The sequence below is a fragment of the Pseudomonas sp. B21_DOA genome (assembly GCA_030544685.1).
GTDB classification, from domain to species: Bacteria; Pseudomonadota; Gammaproteobacteria; order Pseudomonadales; family Pseudomonadaceae; genus Aquipseudomonas; species Aquipseudomonas fluorescens_AO.
Genome location: CP086683.1, coordinates 5,366,274 through 5,387,088 on the forward strand (window position 1 = coordinate 5,366,274; position 20,815 = coordinate 5,387,088).

Here is a 20,815-nt window from a genome sequence, read left to right on the forward strand (position 1 = left end):
GAGTATTACTCTGCGCGCCTGCTCAAGGATTTCCATAAGGACTGAATCGTGTACATCAAGGGAAGCTACATCCTGTCGGCCTTTTTGCTGCTGTTTATCCAGCCAATGAGTGCGGCGGCAATGGACTGCACCAAAGCGGCGAACGACGTGGAAAACACGATTTGTGCGAACAAAACGCTGTATGAGCTGGACGCCCAGATGGGCACGCTTTATCGCCAACTGATGACAGCTGCCGCAGCGGCGCAACCTGAACTCAAGCGCACCCAGCGCGCCTGGCTGAAAAGCCGCAACACCTGCGCAGACGATGTCGCTTGCCTGGATGGCAGCTACCGCCAGCGCCTGCAAGCGTTGCAGGCACAATGGACGCAAGCCGCAATGTGGCAGCCGGACGCCGTGGATCTTCAGGCGATGAACGATCTGCAGGAACGCATTCGCGCCGAGAGCAAAAATCACCCGGAATTTGCGCTGGAACGTGCCTTGGCCGCGTGGGCTGTCGATTCATCCGAGACATCGTTCGCAGGCGATCCAGTCGACGACAGTTACGGCGAGCAAACCACTTTCCCCAAGTCGCGCCCCAAAGGCGTGAGCGAGGACGAATGGAAAGCATTGAACGCCTCACGCATTGAAGGCGCCGCCGAGACCGGACGGACTTCCTACGCACTGCTGGATCTGGACGATGATGGCCAACGCGACCTTATCGTCGACACATACGCAGGCGGCACTGGCCTGTTCACCTACGTGGAAACCTGGCACCGAACGGGCGAGCGGTTTGTCAAAAGATCGGTCGAGCCGGAAAGTTCGCTGTTCTACACCAACGACCGTGGCGCCAATCAGGCAGTCAGCTGGATCAGGCTTCACGACAGAATTTATGCCGCTTACCGAAACGGCGCCTATGGTGTCGATAATCTGTACCTGCTCAATCCGCTGAAGATCAACCGTCAGGTACCGACGGTGTCCGTGCGTTACGCTTACTCCCTGCAAGTGCCAACCACGCAACATAAAGAAGACGACACCAGCACGTATGAGCTCGAAGCGAATTTGCACGCGGCACTCGACCACGCCATCACTCAAGCGATGAAAGCCGCCCCCGACTCAACCAATAACTCGCCCCTTTGCCCAATTCCTCCCACGGGTACCGGAGACGACGATTACTACAGCTACGGCCCAACGCACTATGCCATCGAAAAGATCACCGACCTGCCGGTGATGATTGGCGGCGAATGCTACATCGGGGCGCTGGTCAACTGGTTCGGCAGCTACAGCGAAAAGGCTGGGTTATTCGCCCAACTGGCCGTGCGCAAGCCGGGCGTCGAGGCCAGCGGGACTAGCTACGAAGTCTACGGCCGCCGGCATGTTACCGAGGTCAGCGGGAGCCTTGGCAAAGTCGAAATCAACGACGACTGACCACCGATCATCACACCGGCAAAATAATCGGCACGGTTGCCAATCGCCGGAGGTCAAAGACACAGACAGCACATTTGTCCTTCAAAAATGCAGGCAGATCCGCAAATGAGGTTTATTCTGCTCAATTACCTGCGCCCCCGGACGTCCGCGATACGCTTGTACCGCCACAAAAAAGGCCGAAGTGATGACCTCGAAAACCCCTGCCTCGCCCTCTGCGCCCGAGCGCAAGGATGTGACCCCCAGCCACCTGAATTTCCCGGTGGTAGGCATCGGCGCCTCGGCGGGCGGCCTGCAAGCGATCAAGCTGTTTTTCGAGCATATGCCGAAGGACAGTGGCATGGCGTTCGTGATCATTCTGCATCTGTCGCCCGATCACCAAAGCATCGCCGACCAGATCATTCAGGAATCGACGCGCATGCCGGTGCTGCAAGTGACGCAGCCGGTGCCGATCGAAAAGAACTGTGTGTACGTGATCTCGCCAGCGCATTCGCTGTCGATGAACGACGGCTATCTGCGGGTCAGCACGGCCGGTTCGCCGCAGGCGCGCCACACGGCCATCGACCTGTTCTTTCGCGATCTGGCCGATGTGCACCGTGAGCGGGCGTTCTGCGTGGTGCTGTCAGGCACCGGTTCCGATGGTGCGGTGGGTTTGTCGCGAATCAAGGAACAGGGCGGCGTGACGCTGGTGCAAGTGCCGGAAGACGCCGAGTTCGACAGCATGCCGCGCGCCGCCATCGAGACGCGCATGGTCGATCTGGTGCTGCCAGTGGTCGAGATGCCGCAGAAACTGATGGAGCTCTGGCGCAACTCCCAGAACATCAAATTACCCAGCGCCAATGATCCCGACTTGAAAGCCTTGAAGCCTGCAAACGAACACGAGGCGTCGATCGCCGAACAACGCCTGCATGAAATCCTGTTGTACCTGCGCAGCAGCACCGGTCACGATTTCAAACACTACAAGCGCGCCACCGTGCTGCGCCGCATCGAGCGGCGCATGCAGGTCAACAGCCAGTCTGACCTCAGCGCTTACTACAACTACCTGCAAAATACCCCGGAAGAAGCCAAGGCCTTGCTCGGCGACATGCTGATCGGCGTGACCAACTTCTTCCGTGACCGCGAAGCCTTCGAAGCCCTTGAGCGCGATGTGCTGCCGCAACTGGTGCAATCGGTTGCCGACTCGTCGGAAAAAGAAGAACTGCGCATCTGGTCTGCCGGTTGCTCGACCGGCGAGGAAGCCTACAGCCTGGCGATCCTGCTCGACGATCAGATGCAGGTACAAAGCAGCAAGGCCAATCTGCAAGTGTTCGCCACCGATATCGACGAACGTGCGATCACCACCGGCCGCGCCGGCACCTACCCGCAAGCCATCGTTACCGACGTACCGCCAACCCGCTTGCGACATTATTTCGTCAAGGACAATGAGCATTACCGGATTCGCAAGGAAATCCGCGAGAAAGTTCTGTTCGCCAAGCACAGCCTGTTGTCCGACCCGCCGTTCTCGCAGATCGACCTGATCGTTTGCCGCAATCTGCTGATTTACCTGGATCGCGAGGTGCAGCGGGAAATCCTGCAGATGTTCCACTTTGCCCTGCGACCGGGCGGTTTCCTGTTTCTCGGCACCTCTGAAAGCGCCGATGCCTGCCATGAATTGTTCGCGCCAGTGGACAAGCGCAACCGCATCTTCCGCGCCAAGACCGGTACCCCGAACAGCCGCCGCACCCCGACCATGCCACGTGGCGGTTACATGCGCACCAGCGTTTCCCGACCGCCATCGAAAGCCATCGAGCCCGTCAAGCTGTCGTTTGCCGATATCCACCGCCGCGCCATAGAACGCTTCGCCCCGCCGAGCATCATCGTCGACACCAATGCCGATATTCTTCACATGAGCGAAGCCGCCGGGCGTTTCCTGCGGCATGTCGGCGGCGAGCTGTCACGCAACTTGCTGACGCTGATCCTGCCGGAACTGCGCCTGGAAATTCGCACGACACTGTTCCAGGTGCAGCAAAGCAACCTCACTGTTTGCTCGCGTGAAGTGCTGCTCAAGCGCGAGGAGCGCCAGTACCGCATCACGCTGATTGCGCAGCCGTACAAGGACGACGACTTCGACAGCGAGTGCGTGCTGGTGACCTTCGATGAAACGGAGATTGACGCGCACGAGCAGGCGCTGACCACGGTGCTGCAGACTGAAAGCCAAGTGCTCTCGAACCTGGAACGTGAGCTGCAACGCACCAAATTGCATTTGCAGGACACCATCGAACAGTCGGAAATCTCCAGCGAAGAGCTCAAGGCTTCAAACGAGGAGATGCAGGCGATCAACGAAGAATTGCGCTCGGCCACCGAAGAGCTCGAGACCAGCAAGGAAGAGTTGCAGTCGATCAATGAAGAGCTGTTGACGGTCAATTACGAGCTGAAGACCAAAGTCGAGGAAACCGACAAGATCAACGATTATCTGACCAATCTGATCGCTTCAACTGACATTGCTACGGTGTTCGTCGATCGCAGCATGCGCATCAAATGGTTCACGCCGCGCGCCACCGACATCTTCAGCATGCTGCCGGTAGACACCGGCCGTTCGCTGCTGGATATCACCCATCGCTTGAATTACCCGGACATGGCCGAGGACGCTGCGCAGGTATTTGAATCGCTGAACATGATCGAACGCGAGGTTAACAGCACCGATAATCGCTGGTACATCGCCCGGCTATTGCCTTATCGCTCCAGCGAAGACCATATCGACGGCACGGTGCTGACCTTCATCGACATCAGCAAGCGCCGCGAAGCCGAGGAAGAGCTGCGCCTGGGCGAAGAGCGCATGCGCCTGGTCGCCGAAAGCACCCGCGATTACGCAATCATCATTCTCGACGAGATGGGCGTGATCACCAGTTGGAACAAGGGTGCCGAGCTGATCTTCGGCCACACCAAGAGCGAGGCCGAGGGGCAGTTTTACGATTTCATTTTTACCGGTGAAGACCGCAACGCCGGTATGGCCGAAAACGAACTGGCGACGGCTCGTCAGCACGGACGCGCTCAGGACGAGCGCTGGCACATACGCAAGGATGGCAGCCGGTTTTTCTGCAGCGGCGAAGTCACGTTGCTCAGCGGCGATCACCTGCAGGGTTATGTGAAAATCGCTCGCGATCTGACCGGGCATAAACGCGCGCAGGACGAGCAAAACCAGGAACTGGCCCAGACACGCAACACGGTGTCGTTGCGCGACGAATTCTTTGCGGTCATGTCCCACGAACTCAAGCATCCCTTGAATCTGATTCAGCTCAACGCCGAACTGCTGCGTCGCCTGCCGATGATCCGTACTGCCGGCCCGGCGACCAAAGCGGTCAATACCATCTGCGATGCGGTCAACAGCCAGGCGCGGATCATCGACGACTTGCTCGACGTGGCTCGCGTACGCACCGGCAAGCTCAAGCTGCAACTGGCCCGCGTCGACCTGAGCGCTGTGCTGCGTGACATCCACACGGTCGTGCTGAATGAACAGCATGCAACGCACATCGACCTGCAACTGCCCGAAGAGTCGCTGTTCATCCATGCCGATCCAACCCGCGTCGAGCAGATCATCTGGAACCTGGTGAACAACGCGCTGAAATTCACCCCACCGACCGGACGCATCGAATTGATTGCCAGCAAGAGTGGGCAAATGGCTCAACTCAACGTCAAGGACAACGGCGTCGGCATCGCAGCGGAAAACCTCGAACACGTGTTCGACCTGTTTGGCCAAGCGGAAAAACAGCACACCAATCATCAACGCGAAGGGCTCGGCATTGGCTTGTCGCTGGTACGGCAACTGACCGAGGCGCAACACGGCACCGTACGGGTTGCCTCACCAGGGCTGGGCGCCGGATGTACGTTCACCGTATGCCTGCCGCTAGCCACCGAAACCGTGGAAACCTCCGAGCAGCCGCCGGCAGAAGCCGGAATCGGGCAAGCTGGTGGGCTTGAGCATTCTGCTGGTCGATGACTCGCCGCAAGTGCTGGAGACCTTGAAAATGCTGCTCGAAATGGAAGATGCCGAAGTGACCGCGTTCGACCATCCCGTGGGAGCGCTGAAAGCTGCCGAGGGCACGCGCTTCGATCTGATCATTTCCGACCTTGGCATGCCGGTCATGAGCGGGTACGAACTGATGGCTGCACTACGCAAGCTGCCGCTGGTGAAAAACGTACCGGCGATCGCCCTCACCGGTTATGGCACTCAGAGCGACATGCAGAAATCCCGTGAAGCCGGGTTCGATCAGCATCTGGGCAAACCGGTGGCGTACGACGACCTGATTGAAACCATCGAGGCGTTGCGCCGCTCAGAGTTGCTGTAACGGCGCTCAGCACAAATAAGCGCGTTGCACGCAGACCCGACGATCGATCGCCTGCTGCAAACGCGCCTTGCTCTCGGCCCAGAGGCCAGGATCGACGCGCGTGCGGCGCATCAACTCAAGCACGACGGCTTTGGCTTCCAGGTATTCCGACCAGGCGTCGGCAGCCTTGAGCTTGAGCCGCTCGGTTTCGCTCATGTCCATCCGGCGCAGGGCCAGCGCCAATGGGTCGGTGACCACCGGACTCAAGACGCACTGAACCCGGTGCGGTGAAACGAACCCCTGGTAGTCGAGCAAGATCTCCCGCGCGCGCCGGGTCCCCCACTTCAAGGCCACCTCGCAGGATTGCTCGGTTTCACGATCGTGAAACTCCTCACTGAGCGCCCGCCCGTCCTCCAGGTAAACCCCGACAAACACCTGTGTCACGCCGCGTGTGTTGATCCGCGCCTGCACTTCGATCTGCAAGCCGTCGCTCAAGACTTCTTCATGGCTGTACAGCGCTAAACGGCTGTTGCTCCAAAACCAATACTGGGCACCCCGACGTCTCACCATGGCTCTCCTCCCCCGCGAGTCGGAAATTAAGGCACAGATTCGGCGGATCGCCAGGACAACTCGTCAGCTGACACCAACGCAAAAAGCCCCGTCGCACGGATAGATGCGACGGGGCTTTTCGGTGTTGAAGAGGTGGTGTCCCAGGCGGGGTTCGAACCTGCAACCTTCCCCTTAGGAGGGGGATGCTCTATCCAATTGAGCTACTGAGACACTGATTGAGGCGCGCTGGACGCGGCGCGACAGACGGCGTGCATGTTAACGGCCAGCCCTTGTTTTGTCATGTCGTCCGTAGGGCTTTTTAAGTGTAGGCAAGCGCCCCGCAAGATTGCGGGAACTTTTACCGGGCAAATTGCACTGGGCGAAAATGCAGTCATTGCAGATTGCAATCAGCGCTTCGCGAAAAACCTTACCAAACCCTTGTTTTTAAAGGACTTATCACCCGTTACACTGTTGGCACGGCGACTGCTATGCCTGTTCTATCAAAAAGAACAATTTGGAGCGTCGTGCCATGAACAGCACCCTCTTGCTTGCAAACGCAGCGGCTCTGGCTTTCTTGCTCGGATCACATTTTTTCCCAAGGCTGACGCTGAGCAGCCAGTAGCGCAGCGCGTGCCGCATTACCTGCAGGTGCAGAAAGCGCCGCAGTGGGCAGTTTTGAGTGAACGCAGCGACGCTTCTACGCAAATGGTCAGCGAGCCTGAGCAAGCCTCGGCGCCGACCACCGAACGTCTGGTTTTTGAAATATCTTCAGGAGTAGAACATGTCCAAATCGGCGACAGGATTTCTCATCCTCGCTTTACTGAGTGGCGTTACCCACCTGGCGCTGTTCGAGGAGACGGAAGTCACCTTGCCTCTGGTTGGCTGTGGCGTATTTGCAGTGCTGTTTGTGCTGGCGCTGATCGCCGGGCGCAAGATCAAGTTCGATCCGGTCCTGCGTTGAGTTGAACCCATTCCAGTAACGCGGCGACAGCGACGGCAAGGTCGGCAGAATTATCGATCTGGTGAACGGGGCTGTCGCTGGATCTTCGGTCTTTGAACAACGCGTTGCGAGCCAGCCTCGCATCGATCTGCTCAGGGGTTTCCCGGCCACGCTTGAGCAAGCGCTTGCGCAGGACCTCGTCGTTGACGGTCAGCAGGATCGGCACAAGGGTCGGATACAACTCCATCGCCTGGCGCAGGTTCGCTCTCGAACCATTCACCAGCACATGCTGCCCGCCTCGCAACCATTCATCCATTTCTTTGGTAATACCGTAAGACAGGCCGTTGGCTTGCCAGGCCAAGGAAAAGGCCCCGGCGCGCTGTCGCCGGTCGAACTCTTCAGGCGTCACGCCAATTGCATCTTCGCCAACGGACTCCGCTGATCGGGTAATCACCCGGCGCATTACTTCACAGTTCAATGCTCGCAATGGCTCACGCGATGCCTCGATCAGGCTGTCCTTGCCCGAACCGGACGGCCCCATCAGGTAAAAAAGCTTGCCATCCATCCTGTAAACGCCCTCCGACAGGTTCTGCCTCTAGTAAATCGGCAAATTGCCACTATCCTGTACAGACAGGGATCAAGAATAGCGAGCTGCATAGCATGCACGTTCTGGCGTCTTCGGACATCAACAGATGTGCATTCGAAAGCGGGCAGCGATACGGACGAATGGAAAGTTTTCCAACCAGTCCGCATTTCTGACAACTGGTGCTGGCATTACGCCTTTACCCGGCTCAATATTTGTCACAGAATTGACGCCAATGATCTGGCAATTTTGAGGCATGATGCCGGCCTCTTAACAATTCAGGTTGAACCAATTGGTCCGGATGCTTGTCCTACCACACATCCTGCGGCCAATCCCGAGAACCGCTCCCTGAACTAACCGGTTAAATATATGCGCCCATTGAAACAGGCAATTTATTCCAGCCGTACGGCTGACAAGTTTGTCGTACGTCTGCCAGACGGAATGCGTGAACGCATTGCCGAGGTGGCTCGCAATCATCATCGCAGCATGAACTCCGAGATCATTGCGCGCCTTGAGCAGAGTCTTATTCAGGAAGGCGCACTGGGCGAAGAGCTGAGCATGCGCCTGGACAGCCCGGAGCTGTCGCTGCACGAGCGCGAGCTGTTGCAACGCTTCCGTCAGCTGTCGCACCGTCAGCAGAACGCCCTTGTGTCGCTGATCGCCCACGACGCCGAGATGGCCGCAGACGCGTCCTGAGCTAAACCGAACATATTGAAGCCAGCATGATTGCTGGCTTTTTTTGCCTCGGTTTTCGAGATTTCGCAGGCGCAAAAAAAGCCCGTCAATTTGACGGGCTTTTCATTCACTACAGATCAGAGCAGGAAGATTGTCGCCAGCCCGAGGAAGATGAAGAACCCCCGCTGTCGGTCATCGCAGTGATCATGACGCTGGCGCCCATCGCCGGATCGCGGCCCATTTTGGCCAGCGTCATCGGGATCAACACGCCCATCAATGCCGCCAGTAACAGATTGAGCGTCATTGCTGCCGTCATCACTACGCCAAGCGACCAACTGCCGTAAAGCATGTACGCGACCACGCCGATTACCCCGCCCCAGACCAGACCGTTGATCAAACCAACCGCCAGCTCTTTGCGCATCAATCGCGAGGTGTTGCCGGTGCTGACCTGATCCAGCGCCATGGCGCGCACGATCATGGTGATGGTCTGGTTGCCGGAGTTGCCGCCGATACCGGCGACGATCGGCATGAGTGCCGCCAGCGCCACCAGTTTCTCGATCGAGCCCTCAAACAGACCGATCACCCGCGATGCCACAAATGCAGTGATCAGGTTCACCGCCAGCCACGCCCAACGGTTGCGCAGGGATTTCCACACCGAGGCGAAGATGTCTTCCTCTTCGCGCAGACCGGCCATGTTGAGGACTTCGCTTTCGCTTTCCTCACGAATCAGGTCGACCATTTCGTCGATGGTCAGACGGCCGATCAGTTTGCCGTTCTTGTCGACCACCGGCGCCGAGATCAAGTCGTAACGCTCGAACGCCTGAGCGGCGTCGTAAGCGTCTTCATCCGGGTGGAAACTCACCGGATCGCTGGCCATTACTTCGGCGACCTGTTTTTCCGGATCGTTGACCAGCAGACGCTTGATCGGCAACACGCCCTTGAGCACGCCGTCGTAATCGACCACGAACAGTTTGTCGGTGTGACCGGGAAGCTCTTTGAGGCGACGCAGATAGCGCAGAACCACTTCAAGGCTGACGTCCTCACGGATCGTCACCATCTCGAAGTCCATCAGCGCACCGACCTGATCCTCGTCGTAGGAAAGAGCCGAGCGCACGCGTTCGCGCTGCTGGTTATCCAGACTCTCCATCAGCTCATGGACGACGTCTCGCGGCAGCTCGGAGGCCAGGTCAGCGAGTTCGTCGGCGTCCATGTCCTTGGCCGCAGCCAGGAGCTCGTGATCGTCCATGTCGGCGATCAGCGTTTCACGGACGGAATCGGATACTTCGAGAAGAATGTCGCCGTCGCGGTCGGCCTTGACCAGTTGCCAGAGCGTCAGACGATCGTCCAGCGGCAAGGCTTCGAGAATGTAGGCGACGTCGGCGGAGTGCAGGTCATCGAGCTTGCGTTGCAGCTCGACGAGATTTTGCCGGTGAACCAGGTTTTCCACGCGGTCGTGGTGCGGACCTTCCTGGCGATGAGTCAGGTCTTCAACGACACGCTGGCGCTGCAGCAACTCGACGACCTGAGCCAGGCGGTCCTGCAGGCTTTCCTGTGTTTTCTTTACTTCGATTTCGGACATAGGCGAACTCCACTCCCAGCAGCGGGGCACGCCGGAAGGATCAATCAGTCAATTCATGATTGGTGAAACGGTTTACTGAACAACTACTGGGTAAGTCCATGGAGGTTTTCCATAAGCCCCGGCGGGGCTGACGGGCGCAATGATACACGCCTGACGGTTTAAAACGTTTAAAAAATCACGGCTGAAACAAGCGCTTGCGAAACAAACCTGAGCGCTTGCGTGATCCGTGCAAATGCGACGACTCATCTTGAAAAGAAAACACACCGGCATTGCAAAAAGCAGCGACTACCCTTCAGCGTAGATCGTCACGGAGGACACCGAATGCCATTAAAACCCGCGCTTTTACTATTGACCGCCCTGCTCCCCGTCATCCCTTCCAAAGCCGCCACGCTTCATCGTTGCGAGGCCGCTGACGGCAGCGTCACCTTCACATCGATGAGCTGCGCAATGGGTGAGCAACTCTCGGTTCAGGAGGTTCATCCCTATTCTCCCGGCTGGGTCGCAATCATGCCGGAGCTCAATCACGAAGCTGTGACAGGCATGAACGACCGCGGCCGCGAACCGGGCATCGTCGGCGGCGCCGAACACAAATGTGGAAACCAGATCGATAACAGGCAGCGGCGCGGAAGCAATCATCAACCGGCGGGTGATTGCCGGCATGAGCCAGCGGGACGTCGAAAGCGCACTGGGCAAGCCGGACAAGATCAACACGCGCACATCGACCACGAGCTATCGTTACGACCTCAAGCGAGGCCGCAGTGCTCAAATTGATTTTGATGAAAGGGGTTGTGTGAAGGGAAAAGCCAAATCCCGGACAGCAAAAAGCCCGCGTTAAACGCGGGCTTTTTGGTATATGGTGCACTCGACAGGATTCGAACCTGTGACCGCTCGGTTCGTAGCCGAGTACTCTATCCAGCTGAGCTACGAGTGCATTTTGTGTTTTTAAACCAGACCACAACTGGTTGAAGCCGAGTTACTCACCTTACAGCAAATAACTCTTAAATGGTGCACTCGACAGGATTCGAACCTGTGACCGCTCGGTTCGTAGCCGAGTACTCTATCCAGCTGAGCTACGAGTGCATTTGTTGCCGCGCATTATAGGCCGTCTAATCTCTATGTCAAACACTTTTTCTAGTAATTTCAACAACTTACAGAAGAAGCCAGATTACGACGTACTAAGCAAATAATGGCGGAGAACGGGGGATTCGAACCCCCGACACCCTTTTGAGGTGTACTCCTTAGCAGGGGAGCGCCTTCGGCCACTCGGCCAGCTCTCCGCAACACGGGGCGTATATTAACCAGCTTCTTCCCCGTTTGCAAACATAAAAATCGATAAAAATTAATGGCTTGGTTCTTCGTCCTTCTCTTTCTTTATACGCAGGTAAATTTCCTCACGGTGCACCGCAACCTCTTTCGGAGCGTTGACGCCGATACGCACCTGGTTTCCTTTGACGCCGAGCACGGTCACGGTGATTTCGCCGTCACCGATAATCAGGCTTTCCGCGCACCGACGAGTCAGAATCAGCATACCTTTCTCCTTACGCCATTCATTTCAGGGACAACAGTCTGCAAAAAAGGCACCCGACCTACAACCGCAGCGATCGTAGCCCTACATGCCTGAGTATTGACCAGCGCGAGCAAAAGAACAGTTCCGGGGCTCGCGCCATTCAAAAATAAAGGGCGCGGTCAGACCGCGCCCTTCACTGAAGCGGATTACTCGCCCTGACGGGCCGGAGCATCCAGTTCGAAAGCCGTGTGCAGCGCGCGCACGGCCAGTTCCAGGTATTTCTCTTCGATCACTACGGAAACCTTGATTTCCGAAGTCGAGATCATCTGGATGTTGATGCTTTCTTTCGCCAGGGATTCGAACATGCGGCTGGCCACGCCTGCGTGGGAACGCATGCCGACGCCGACGATCGAGACCTTGGCGATCTTGGTGTCGCCAACGACTTCACGGGCACCGATCTCGCGAGCGGTGTTTTCCAGCACGGTCTGTGCGGCCTGGTAGTCGTTGCGGTGCACGGTGAAGGTGAAGTCGGTGGTGTTATCGTGCGCGACGTTCTGCACGATCATGTCGACTTCGATGTTCGCGGCACTGATCGGGCCGAGAATCTTGAACGCCACACCCGGGGTGTCTGGCACGCCACGGATGGTCAGCTTGGCTTCATCGCGATTGAAAGCGATGCCGGAAATGATCGGCTGTTCCATGGTTTCCTCTTCATCAATAGTAATGAGGGTGCCCGGACCCTCCTTGAAGCTGTGCAGTACGCGCAGCGGAACGTTGTACTTGCCGGCGAATTCCACCGCACGGATCTGCAGGACCTTGGAACCTAGGCTGGCCATTTCCAGCATTTCTTCGAAGGTGATCTTGTCCAGACGCTGAGCGACCGGCACCACACGCGGGTCGGTGGTGTAGACACCGTCGACGTCGGTGTAGATCTGGCATTCATCGGCCTTCAAGGCAGCTGCCAGTGCCACGCCGGTGGTATCGGAACCGCCGCGACCGAGGGTGGTGATGTTGCCGTGCTCATCGACGCCCTGGAAACCGGCGACAACCACCACGCGACCGGCCTTCAGATCACCGCGAATCTTCTGGTCATCAATCTGCAAGATACGCGCTTTATTGTGTGCGCTGTCAGTCAGGATCCGCACCTGATTACCGGTGTACGACACCGCCGGCACACCGCGTTTGATCAGCGCCATGGCCAACAGGGCAATCGTCACCTGTTCACCGGTGGAAACGATCACGTCAAGCTCGCGCGGAACCGGTTGTGCCTCGCCACTGATTTGCTTGGCCAGATCGATCAGACGGTTGGTTTCGCCGCTCATTGCAGACAGCACAACCACCAGGTCATCGCCGGCATCGCGGAATTTCTTAACCTTGTCGGCGACCTGCTCGATTCTCTCGACAGTGCCGACCGAGGTGCCTCCAAATTTCTGTACGATCAAAGCCATTTCAAAGCCGCCTCTGCCCATGAAGGGCGCCCAATAATCTTTCGAACAGTCGCCGGGCCCGCCACTAGACTGCGGGCCCGGCGAGCCGTCTTATAAAGCCTGCTCGACGAATGGAACGGTCAGCGCCAGTGCGCCATCCAGCGCAGCGGCATCGACACCGCCGCCCTGCGCCATGTCCGGACGACCACCGCCCTTCCCGCCCACTGCCGCAGCAGCCTGTTTCATCAAATCACCGGCTTTGAGTTGGCCAGTCAGGTCCTTGGTTACGCCTGCAACCAGTACGACCTTTTCCTCATGGACACCGCCGAGCAGGATCACTGCGCGGCCGAGTTTGTTTTTCAGCTGATCGACCAGCGCCAGCAGCGCCTTGCCATCCTGACCGTCCAGACGGGCGGCCAGCACCTTCACATCCTTGACGTCCACCGCCGAGGCCGACAGATCGTCGCCCGCCGCGCTGGCAGCCTTGGCCTGCAACTGCTCGAGTTGTTTCTCCAGCAGACGGTTGCGCTCCAGTACCGCCGAGAGCTTGTCGATCAGGTTGTCGCGGCTGCCCTTGACCAGGCTGGCCGCTTCCTTGAGTTGTTCTTCCGCCGCGTTCAAGTAGGCCAGCGCCGCAGCACCGGTGACTGCCTCGATACGACGCACGCCCGATGCCACACCGCCTTCGCTGATGATTTTCAGCAGGCCGATGTCGCCGGTACGGTTGGCGTGGATCCCGCCGCACAGTTCGACCGAGAAGTCGCCCATGCTCAGCACGCGCACGCTGTCGCCGTACTTCTCGCCGAACAGCGCCATGGCGCCTTTGTTCTTTGCGGTTTCGATATCGGTTTCTTCGGTTTCAACGGCGGAGTTCTTGCGAATCTCGGCGTTGACGATGTCTTCCAGCTGCTTGATCTGTTCTGGCTTGATCGCTTCGAAGTGGCTGAAGTCGAAACGCAAGCGCTGACTGTCGACCAACGAACCTTTCTGCTGCACATGCTCACCGAGCACCTGACGCAGCGCGGCGTTGCAGCAAGTGCGTAGCCGAGTGGTTCAGCGCAGTGGCGTGACGCACTTCGGCGTCGACGTGGGTTTCCACCGGCGCGCCAATGGTCAGACTGCCCGAGGCCAGCACGCCGTGGTGCAGGAATGCGCCGCCGGTCTTGGTGGTGTCGCGCACGTCGAAGCGGCTGCTGCCGGCCTGAATGAAACCGCAGTCGCCGATCTGGCCACCGGATTCGGCGTAGAACGGCGTCTGGTTGAGCACGATCACGCCTTCCTGACCTTCGCTCAGCACGTCGACCGACTGACCATCCTTATAGATGGCAACGATTTTCGCCGAGCCGCTGGTGGCGGCGTAACCGGTGAATTCGGTGGCCACGTCAACCTTGACCAGAGTGTTGTAGTCCAGACCGAACGAACTCGCCGAACGCGCGCGCACACGCTGGGCTTCCATCTCGCGCTCGAAGCCGGCTTCGTCGACGGTCAGGCCGCGTTCGCGAGCGATGTCGGCGGTCAGGTCCATCGGGAAACCGTAGGTGTCGTAGAGTTTGAACACCACGTCGCCCGGCACCACGGTGCCTTTGAGCTCGGCCAGATCCTGCTCGAGGATTTTCAGGCCGTGCTCCAGGGTCTTGGAGAACTGCTCTTCTTCAGCCTTGAGCACGCGCTCGATATTGCTTTGCTGCTTCTGCAGTTCCGGGAAGGCTTCGCCCATCTCGGCGACCAGCGCCGCGACAATCTTGTAGAAGAAGCTGCCGGTAGCGCCGAGCTTGTTGCCGTGACGGCAGGCGCGACGGATGATCCGGCGCAGCACGTAACCGCGACCTTCGTTGGACGGCAGCACGCCATCGGCGATCAGGAAGCCGCAGGAACGGATGTGGTCGGAGACGACTTTGAGCGACGACTGATCGCCGTTTTCGCAGCCGATCGCTTCAGCCGAAGCCTTCAGCAGGTTCTTGAACAGGTCGATGTCGTAGTTGGAATTGACGTGCTGCATCACCGCACTGATCCGCTCCAGGCCCATACCGGTGTCCACCGACGGCGCTGGCAACGGATGCAACACGCCATCGGCGGTGCGGTTGAACTGCATGAACACGTTGTTCCAGATTTCGATGTAGCGGTCGCCATCTTCTTCCGGCGAGCCCGGCGGGCCGCCCCAGATGTGCTCGCCGTGATCGTAGAAAATCTCGGTGCACGGGCCGCACGGGCCGGTGTCACCCATGGTCCAGAAGTTGTCGGACGCGTACGGTGCGCCCTTGTTGTCGCCGATGCGGATCATGCGCTCGGCTGGCACACCGATTTTCTGTGTCCAGATGTCATACGCTTCGTCGTCGGTGGCGTAGACGGTGACCCAGAGCTTTTCCTTCGGCAGCTTGAGCACGCCAGTGAGGAAGGTCCAGGCGAAGGTGATCGCGTCGTGCTTGAAGTAGTCGCCGAAGCTGAAGTTGCCGAGCATTTCGAAGAACGTGTGGTGACGCGCGGTATAACCGACGTTTTCCAGGTCACTGTTCTTGCCGCCGGCGCGCACGCATTTCTGGCTGCTGGTGGCACGGGTGTACGCACGTTTTTCCTGGCCCAGGAAGCAGTCCTTGAACTGGTTCATCCCCGCGTTGGTGAACAGCAGGGTTGGGTCGTTGCCCGGAATCAAAGAGCTGGAGGCTACACGGGTGTGGCCTTGCTCTTCGAAGAAGCGAAGGAAGGCTTCACGGATTTCTGCGCTTTTCATTAGGTTCTTCCACGGAGGCTGCGGCCAAAGGCCTGTTCGAAACGTCGTGAGACGAAGCGACGGCAAAGGGCCGCATTATATCGGCCCTGCGCGCGGGGTACAGCGTGTTTATACGATAGAAACGGTCAATTGGACGGCTAACGCTGTCACTTGCGTGAAAACTCGACGAATGTCGCGATCACTTGCTCGATTTGCGCGCGGCTAACGTCCACGTGCGTAACCATGCGCAAGCGCGCAGCGGCGCTGAGCCTGATCCCGCGTTCGCCGGCAAAGGCCTTGAGTGCTTGGGCTCTTTCGCCCATTTGCACATAAACCATGTTGGTTTGCACGGGTTCGACGACGAAACCGGCCTCACGCAGACCATCGGCGAGTAACTGCGCGTTGGCATGGTCATCCGCCAGCCGTTCGACGTGATGATCCAGCGCGTACAAGCCAGCCGCCGCGAGCAACCCGGCCTGACGCATGCCGCCACCGACCATTTTGCGCAAACGCCGCGCTTTGCCGATCAGTTGCTCGGAACCGCACAGCACCGAGCCGACCGGCGCGCCGAGGCCTTTGGACAGGCACACCGACACCGAATCGAAATGCTGGGTGATCTCCCGGGCATCGACGCCGAGCTTGACCGCCGCGTTGTACAACCGCGCGCCATCCAGGTGCAATTGCAGACCATGCTCCTGAGTAAAGCGTCGGGCGCGCGCCAGAAACTCCAGCGGCAGCACTTTGCCCTGCATGGTGTTTTCCAGCGCCAGCAAACGGCTGCGGGCGAAATGGAAATCGTCCGGTTTGATCGCGGCGGCGACCTGATCCAGATCCAGTGAACCGTCGGCCTGCACTTCCAGCGGCTGCGGCTGGATCGAACCAAGCACCGCCGCCCCGCCACCTTCGTACTTATAGGTGTGCGCCTGCTGACCAACGATGTACTCGTCACCACGCTCGCAGTGCGCCATCAGGCCAAGCAGGTTGCTCATGGTCCCGGTCGGCACGAACAACGCGGCGGCAAAGCCCAGGCGTTTGGCCAGTTCGGCCTCGAGGCGATTGACCGTCGGATCTTCACCGTACACATCGTCTCCGGTGTCCGCTGCAGTCATCGCCTCGAGCATGGCGGGAGTCGGTTGGGTGACGGTGTCGCTGCGAAGATCGATAACGCTCATGAACCTGGCCTCTGGTCAGATGGGGAAATCCCTTTGTGAAGTGGGATTACTGCGGTCATGGCGCCGATTAATCAAGCCTTGAAGAAGGAAAAATCGCGGTCTCGCTGAAAAAGCGCCATCCCTGTGGGAGCGAGCTTGCTCGCTCCCACCGGTTCTGTGCAGGACCGAAAAATATGTGTTACAAACTGCGCGCTGCCCGAGATCGGGCGGCGAAAACGTTCTCAGGGCGGGGTGCAATTCCCCACCGGCGGTAATTGCGCGCAACGCGCATAGCCCGCGAGCGCTTGGCGTTGCACACGACTTGAGTCGGGTGCGTCGGCAAGGTCAGCAGACCCGGTGTGATTCCGGGGCCGACGGTCATAGTCCGGATGAAGAGAGAACGGGATCGACGCCAAAGGGCCGTCCGCGTGCATTCGTGCCTGCGTTCGCACCCTTGCATCCCTTTCGATTCATAACGCCCTGTTTTTCACACAAACAGGAGTCAGAACATGCAACCCACCGTTATCGACAGCAAAAGCAAACACCCACAGGGCGAGCGCGTCGCGTTTATCCAGGCCTGCTGGCACAAGGAAATCGTCGACCAGAGCCGCAAAGGCTTCATCGCCGAAATGCTGGTGCAGGGTTATCAGGAATCGGACATCGATTTCTTCGAAGTCGGCGGCGCTTTTGAGATGCCGCTGCACGCCAAGCTGCTGGCCAAGTCCGGCCGTTACGCCGGCATCGTCGCCGCCGCCCTGGTGGTGGACGGCGGCATTTATCGCCACGAGTTCGTCGCGCAATCGGTGGTCAGCGGCCTGATGCAGGTGCAACTGGAAACCGAAGTGCCGGTGTTCTCGGTGTCGCTGACCCCGCATCACTTCCATTCGGGCGAAGAGCATCAGAAGTTCTTCTTCGAGCACTTTGTGCACAAGGGCCAGGAAGCAGCGCGGACTTGCGCGGATACGTTGCTGAAGATTCGCGCGTTGCGTCGAACCGAGCCGCGCGCTGTAGCGGTCTGATTCTCACATGATCGTTCCCACGCTCTGCGTGGGAATGCCTCAATGGACGCTCTGCGTCCGCTGTTGGGACGCGGAGCGTCCCTGGCTGCATTCCCACGCGGAGCGTGGGAACGATCCACACGGAATGCGGTGAAGTCAGGCAAGGTTTTCGTCTGTGGTCGGGACGATCAGGATGCCGGCGCGCAGGCCATTCTTGACCTTGGGGTTGGGGAAGATGATTCGTGCGCCCTGCTCTTCGATCACCCAACGGGTATTGGCCAGGTCTTCGGCCAGCACATAACCCGGTTCCAGCTCGGAAAAGTTCTCGATGTCCTGAGGCAGATTCAGGCGGAACGCATCGCTGTGCTTGATGATTTCCCGCGCCACGCTGAACAACTGCAAGCCGTCCAGCCCTTCTTCTGTCTCCGGCTCAGTGCCTTCGATGATCTGCTTCAGGCGGGTTTCCAGCAGTGAAACGTTAACGCCATCGTTCTGCCCGAACGGTCGCGCCTTGCCCAATTCCAAGGTAAAAGCCTCGGCGTCGAGCTTGTCGTAGGTATAAGAACTGAACACGATCGACGGTTTGTTCTGCAACAGCACCGCCTCCATGCCAGCAGCGCGCAGGCGCGCCAGTTCGCGACGGGAATGCTGGCGCCCTTCCTTCCACGGGTACAAGGCGAACTGTTCGATCTTCGACCCACGAATCGCGGTGTGCAGGTCGTAGTGCAGCCGCTGGCGCTCGGGCTTGCTGAAGAAACTCGCCGCCAGCCGTTCCAGCTCGCAGGCGCGCAACGCTTCCGAGCCGCTGCTTTGTTCGTGGCGGCCGTTGAACAGCCGGTTGACGTCCTGCTCGACGAAACGCTCACCCTTGCGGATGGCTTCCGGGTTGCCGAACAGGAACAGAATGCGTGCGCGCGGCTTGAGATCGCCGCGTGCGATGTCGTGCAGCAGCCGATCGAGCAACTCGATCGGTGCGGTTTCATTACCGTGGATGCCTGCCGACAGCAGCAGGTCCAGGCCATTGTCGCGCGCTTCCGGGGGCCGCACTTCCAGCGCCCCTTCGCTCAACCAGCGCATGCGCACGCCTTCGACAGTCAGTTGAGTCTTCTCCGCCGGTTCGCGGCCGGCGAGGGTCAGTTCAAGCAGTTTGCCGAGGGCGAGCATAGAGCGATTTCCTTAATGGTCGTGGTTGCAATCCGGGCCGTGTACGTGATCCTCGTCAGCGCCGAGGTCAGCCGGTTCCATTTCCAGTTGCAGACTTACCAGATTAGTCGCCAATGGGCGCAGCAGCAGGTTGGCGTACTCTTCGTCACCTTCCTCGACGTCGACGCCGATCAGCAGCTGGCCACGGCCGTCCTGCTGGATCCACAGCTCTTTGCCTTGCCACATGACCGCAACGCGGGTGCACGAGGTTTGCAATTGCGTGCCGTCGGTGTCTTCAAGGATCAGCTGCAGGGAATCGCTCATGTTTTTACTCTCTTGGGGTGACACGCCGCGCGCCACGTTCAGGCAGCGCGCCGGCGATCAATTGATCTGGAAGGGATAAACCGCGCCCAGTTTAAGGATTTGCGTCAGTTCATCCAGTGCCGTCCGGCATTCAAGCAGCAACTGCGGGTCCGCCAGGTCGGTTTCGCTCAGGCGGTCGCGGTAGTGCTTTTCAACCCATGCGGTCAACGAACCGTACAACGGGGCCGTCATGATAACCCCTGGGTTGACCGCCGCCAGTTCGGTTTCATTCAGCGCCACACGCAGACGCAGGCACGCCGGGCCACCGCCGTTCTGCATGCTCTGCTTGAGATCGAAGACCTTCACTTCGCGGATCATGCCACCCGAGCTGGTCAGGCTTTGCAGATAAGCCCAGACACGTTCGTTGGCCTGGCATTCCTGCGGCACGATCAGCAGCATCGAACCATCGGCACGCGACAGCAACTGGCTGTTGAACAGGTAGGAACGCACCGCATCATCGACGCTGACCGCCGAACGCGGCACACACACCGACTGGAAGTTGCCGCCGACCTTGGCCAGTTTGCCTTGCAGTTCGGCAAGCATCTTGTCGGTCTCGAGGAACGCGTCCTCGTGATAGAACAGCACTTCACCGTTGCCCACGGCGATCACGTCGTTGTGGAACACGCCCTGATCGATGACATTTGGATTCTGCTGCGCATAGACCACGCCTTCGTCACGCAGACCGTGCAGACGCGCGACCGCTTGCGATGCTTCGAGGGTCTGGCGCGCCGGGTATTTCTGCGGCGCCGGGAAACGATTGTCGAAAGCACTGCGGCCGAATACGAAAAACTCGACGCCCGCTTCACCGTACTCACGGCAGAAACGCGTGTGGTTGGCCGCGCCTTCATCACCGAACTGCGCCACTGCCGGCAAAGCGGCGTGATGGGCGAAGTGCTGTTGATTGGCGAACATCGCACCGAGCACGCGGCTGGTGGTCGGGTGCTCGATGCTGCGGTGATATTTGCAATTGAGGTTGGCGGCGGTGAAGTGCACGCGGCCGTCAGCGGTATCGGCGCTCGGGCTGACCGTCGCGGCATTGGCTACCCACATGCTTGAGGCCGAGCAACTGGCAACCAGCAGCGGCATCGCCTCTTTGGCGGCGCGCTCGATCACTTGTGCGTCAGTGCCGCTGAAGCCCAGACGACGCAGCGCGGACACGTCGGGACGTTCTTGCGGAGCCAGCACGCCTTGCTGAAAGCCCATGTCCATCAGCGCTTTCATCTTGGCCAGACCTTGCAGCGCCGCTTCCTTCGGATTCGAGGATTGCTGACTATTGCTCTGCGAGGCGACGTTGCCGTAGGACAGACCACCGTAGTTATGGGTCGGCCCCACTAGACCGTCAAAATTGACTTCATAGGATTTCATCAGCGAGGCTCCACGAGAATCTGTTGTTATAGGCATCGAGTAACAATTAGGTAAGACCGCGGTGCGGCCATCGCTGGCAAGCCAGCTCCCACATTGACCGCGTCGTACACAAAATGTGTGGAC

The 20,815-nt window shown here is 58.9% G+C and carries 12 protein-coding genes, 4 tRNA genes, 5 pseudogenes and 1 riboswitch; of the genes and pseudogenes, 7 read left to right on the forward strand and 14 right to left on the reverse strand.

What is annotated here, in order from left to right; genetic code table 11:
* Nucleotides 1-48 precede the first annotated feature (48 nt).
* Together LJU32_24855 and LJU32_24860 are read left to right on the forward strand one after the other, a co-directional pair.
* Nucleotides 49-1,404: a lysozyme inhibitor LprI family protein gene (locus tag LJU32_24855; protein ID WKV88575.1), complete on the forward strand. Its 1,356-nt coding sequence runs from the start codon at nucleotides 49-51 to the stop codon at nucleotides 1,402-1,404.
* Between the two features lie 184 nt (nucleotides 1,405-1,588).
* Nucleotides 1,589-5,726: pseudogene (locus tag LJU32_24860) on the forward strand (PAS domain-containing protein).
* A gap of 6 nt (nucleotides 5,727-5,732) precedes the next feature.
* Here the strand turns inward: LJU32_24860 and LJU32_24865 are convergent.
* Together LJU32_24865 and LJU32_24870 are read right to left on the reverse strand one after the other, a co-directional pair.
* Nucleotides 5,733-6,272: a hypothetical protein gene (locus tag LJU32_24865; protein ID WKV91192.1), complete on the reverse strand. Its 540-nt coding sequence runs from the start codon at nucleotides 6,270-6,272 to the stop codon at nucleotides 5,733-5,735.
* Nucleotides 6,273-6,408: 136 nt separating this feature from the next.
* A tRNA-Arg gene (locus LJU32_24870) sits at nucleotides 6,409-6,485 on the reverse strand.
* Nucleotides 6,486-6,783: 298 nt separating this feature from the next.
* On the opposite strand from LJU32_24870, the pseudogene LJU32_24875 reads away from it, so the two are divergent.
* Together LJU32_24875 and LJU32_24880 are read left to right on the forward strand one after the other, a co-directional pair.
* Nucleotides 6,784-7,013: pseudogene (locus LJU32_24875) on the forward strand (hypothetical protein).
* Between the two features lie 22 nt (nucleotides 7,014-7,035).
* Nucleotides 7,036-7,215 (forward strand): hypothetical protein, encoded by a 180-nt coding sequence (locus LJU32_24880; GenBank protein WKV88576.1) that lies wholly within the window; start codon nucleotides 7,036-7,038, stop codon nucleotides 7,213-7,215.
* On the opposite strand, the gene phnN is transcribed toward LJU32_24880, so the two are convergent.
* The gene (gene phnN / locus LJU32_24885) at nucleotides 7,190-7,759 is read right to left on the reverse strand and encodes a phosphonate metabolism protein/1,5-bisphosphokinase (PRPP-forming) PhnN (GenBank protein ID WKV88577.1); all 570 of its coding nucleotides are present in this window, start codon (nucleotides 7,757-7,759) and stop codon (nucleotides 7,190-7,192) included. The genes LJU32_24880 and phnN overlap by 26 nt on opposite strands.
* A gap of 387 nt (nucleotides 7,760-8,146) precedes the next feature.
* Here phnN and LJU32_24890 point away from each other — a divergent pair, with 387 nt between their 5' ends.
* Nucleotides 8,147-8,473: an Arc family DNA-binding protein gene (locus LJU32_24890; GenBank protein ID WKV88578.1), complete on the forward strand. Its 327-nt coding sequence runs from the start codon at nucleotides 8,147-8,149 to the stop codon at nucleotides 8,471-8,473.
* A 116-nt stretch (nucleotides 8,474-8,589) separates the two neighbouring features.
* Here the strand turns inward: LJU32_24890 and mgtE are convergent.
* Nucleotides 8,590-10,031 (reverse strand): annotated as a pseudogene (gene mgtE, locus LJU32_24895) (magnesium transporter).
* A 321-nt stretch (nucleotides 10,032-10,352) separates the two neighbouring features.
* Between mgtE and LJU32_24900 the strand changes: the two are divergent.
* Nucleotides 10,353-10,866, forward strand: a pseudogene (locus LJU32_24900) (cell envelope protein SmpA).
* A gap of 19 nt (nucleotides 10,867-10,885) precedes the next feature.
* On the opposite strand, the gene LJU32_24905 reads toward LJU32_24900, so the two are convergent.
* The 7 genes and pseudogenes from LJU32_24905 to ltaE form a co-directional block, all read right to left on the reverse strand.
* A tRNA-Arg gene (locus LJU32_24905) sits at nucleotides 10,886-10,962 on the reverse strand.
* 72 nt (nucleotides 10,963-11,034) lie between these two features.
* Nucleotides 11,035-11,111 (reverse strand) — tRNA-Arg (locus tag LJU32_24910).
* A gap of 107 nt (nucleotides 11,112-11,218) precedes the next feature.
* Nucleotides 11,219-11,308, reverse strand: a tRNA-OTHER gene (locus tag LJU32_24915).
* 62 nt (nucleotides 11,309-11,370) lie between these two features.
* A complete protein-coding gene (csrA, locus tag LJU32_24920) occupies nucleotides 11,371-11,559 on the reverse strand; it encodes a carbon storage regulator CsrA (protein WKV88579.1) in 189 nt (62 codons plus the stop codon).
* Nucleotides 11,560-11,744: 185 nt separating this feature from the next.
* Nucleotides 11,745-12,986, reverse strand: coding sequence for an aspartate kinase (locus LJU32_24925; GenBank protein ID WKV88580.1), 1,242 nt, complete (start codon nucleotides 12,984-12,986; stop codon nucleotides 11,745-11,747).
* A gap of 90 nt (nucleotides 12,987-13,076) precedes the next feature.
* Nucleotides 13,077-15,693: pseudogene (gene alaS, locus LJU32_24930) on the reverse strand (alanine--tRNA ligase).
* A gap of 146 nt (nucleotides 15,694-15,839) precedes the next feature.
* On the reverse strand, nucleotides 15,840-16,844 hold the full coding sequence (gene ltaE / locus LJU32_24935) for a low-specificity L-threonine aldolase (GenBank protein WKV88581.1): 1,005 nt from the start codon (nucleotides 16,842-16,844) through the stop codon (nucleotides 15,840-15,842).
* Between the two features lie 213 nt (nucleotides 16,845-17,057).
* Nucleotides 17,058-17,229, forward strand: a riboswitch (FMN riboswitch).
* 103 nt (nucleotides 17,230-17,332) lie between these two features.
* Here ltaE and LJU32_24940 point away from each other — a divergent pair.
* Nucleotides 17,333-17,842 (forward strand): 6,7-dimethyl-8-ribityllumazine synthase, encoded by a 510-nt coding sequence (locus LJU32_24940; protein WKV88582.1) that lies wholly within the window; start codon nucleotides 17,333-17,335, stop codon nucleotides 17,840-17,842.
* Nucleotides 17,843-17,977: 135 nt separating this feature from the next.
* Here the strand turns inward: LJU32_24940 and astE are convergent, their stop codons facing one another.
* Genes astE through astB form a run of 3 tightly spaced genes read right to left on the reverse strand, consistent with a single transcriptional unit; the run spans nucleotide 17,978 to nucleotide 20,692 of the window.
* Nucleotides 17,978-18,985, reverse strand: coding sequence for a succinylglutamate desuccinylase (gene astE / locus LJU32_24945; protein WKV88583.1), 1,008 nt, complete (start codon nucleotides 18,983-18,985; stop codon nucleotides 17,978-17,980).
* Between the two features lie 12 nt (nucleotides 18,986-18,997).
* Nucleotides 18,998-19,288, reverse strand: a complete 291-nt coding sequence (locus LJU32_24950; GenBank protein ID WKV88584.1) for a topoisomerase II — start codon at nucleotides 19,286-19,288, stop codon at nucleotides 18,998-19,000.
* Nucleotides 19,289-19,345: 57 nt separating this feature from the next.
* Nucleotides 19,346-20,692, reverse strand: coding sequence for an N-succinylarginine dihydrolase (astB, locus tag LJU32_24955; protein ID WKV88585.1), 1,347 nt, complete (start codon nucleotides 20,690-20,692; stop codon nucleotides 19,346-19,348).
* Between the last annotated feature and the right edge of the window lie 123 nt (nucleotides 20,693-20,815).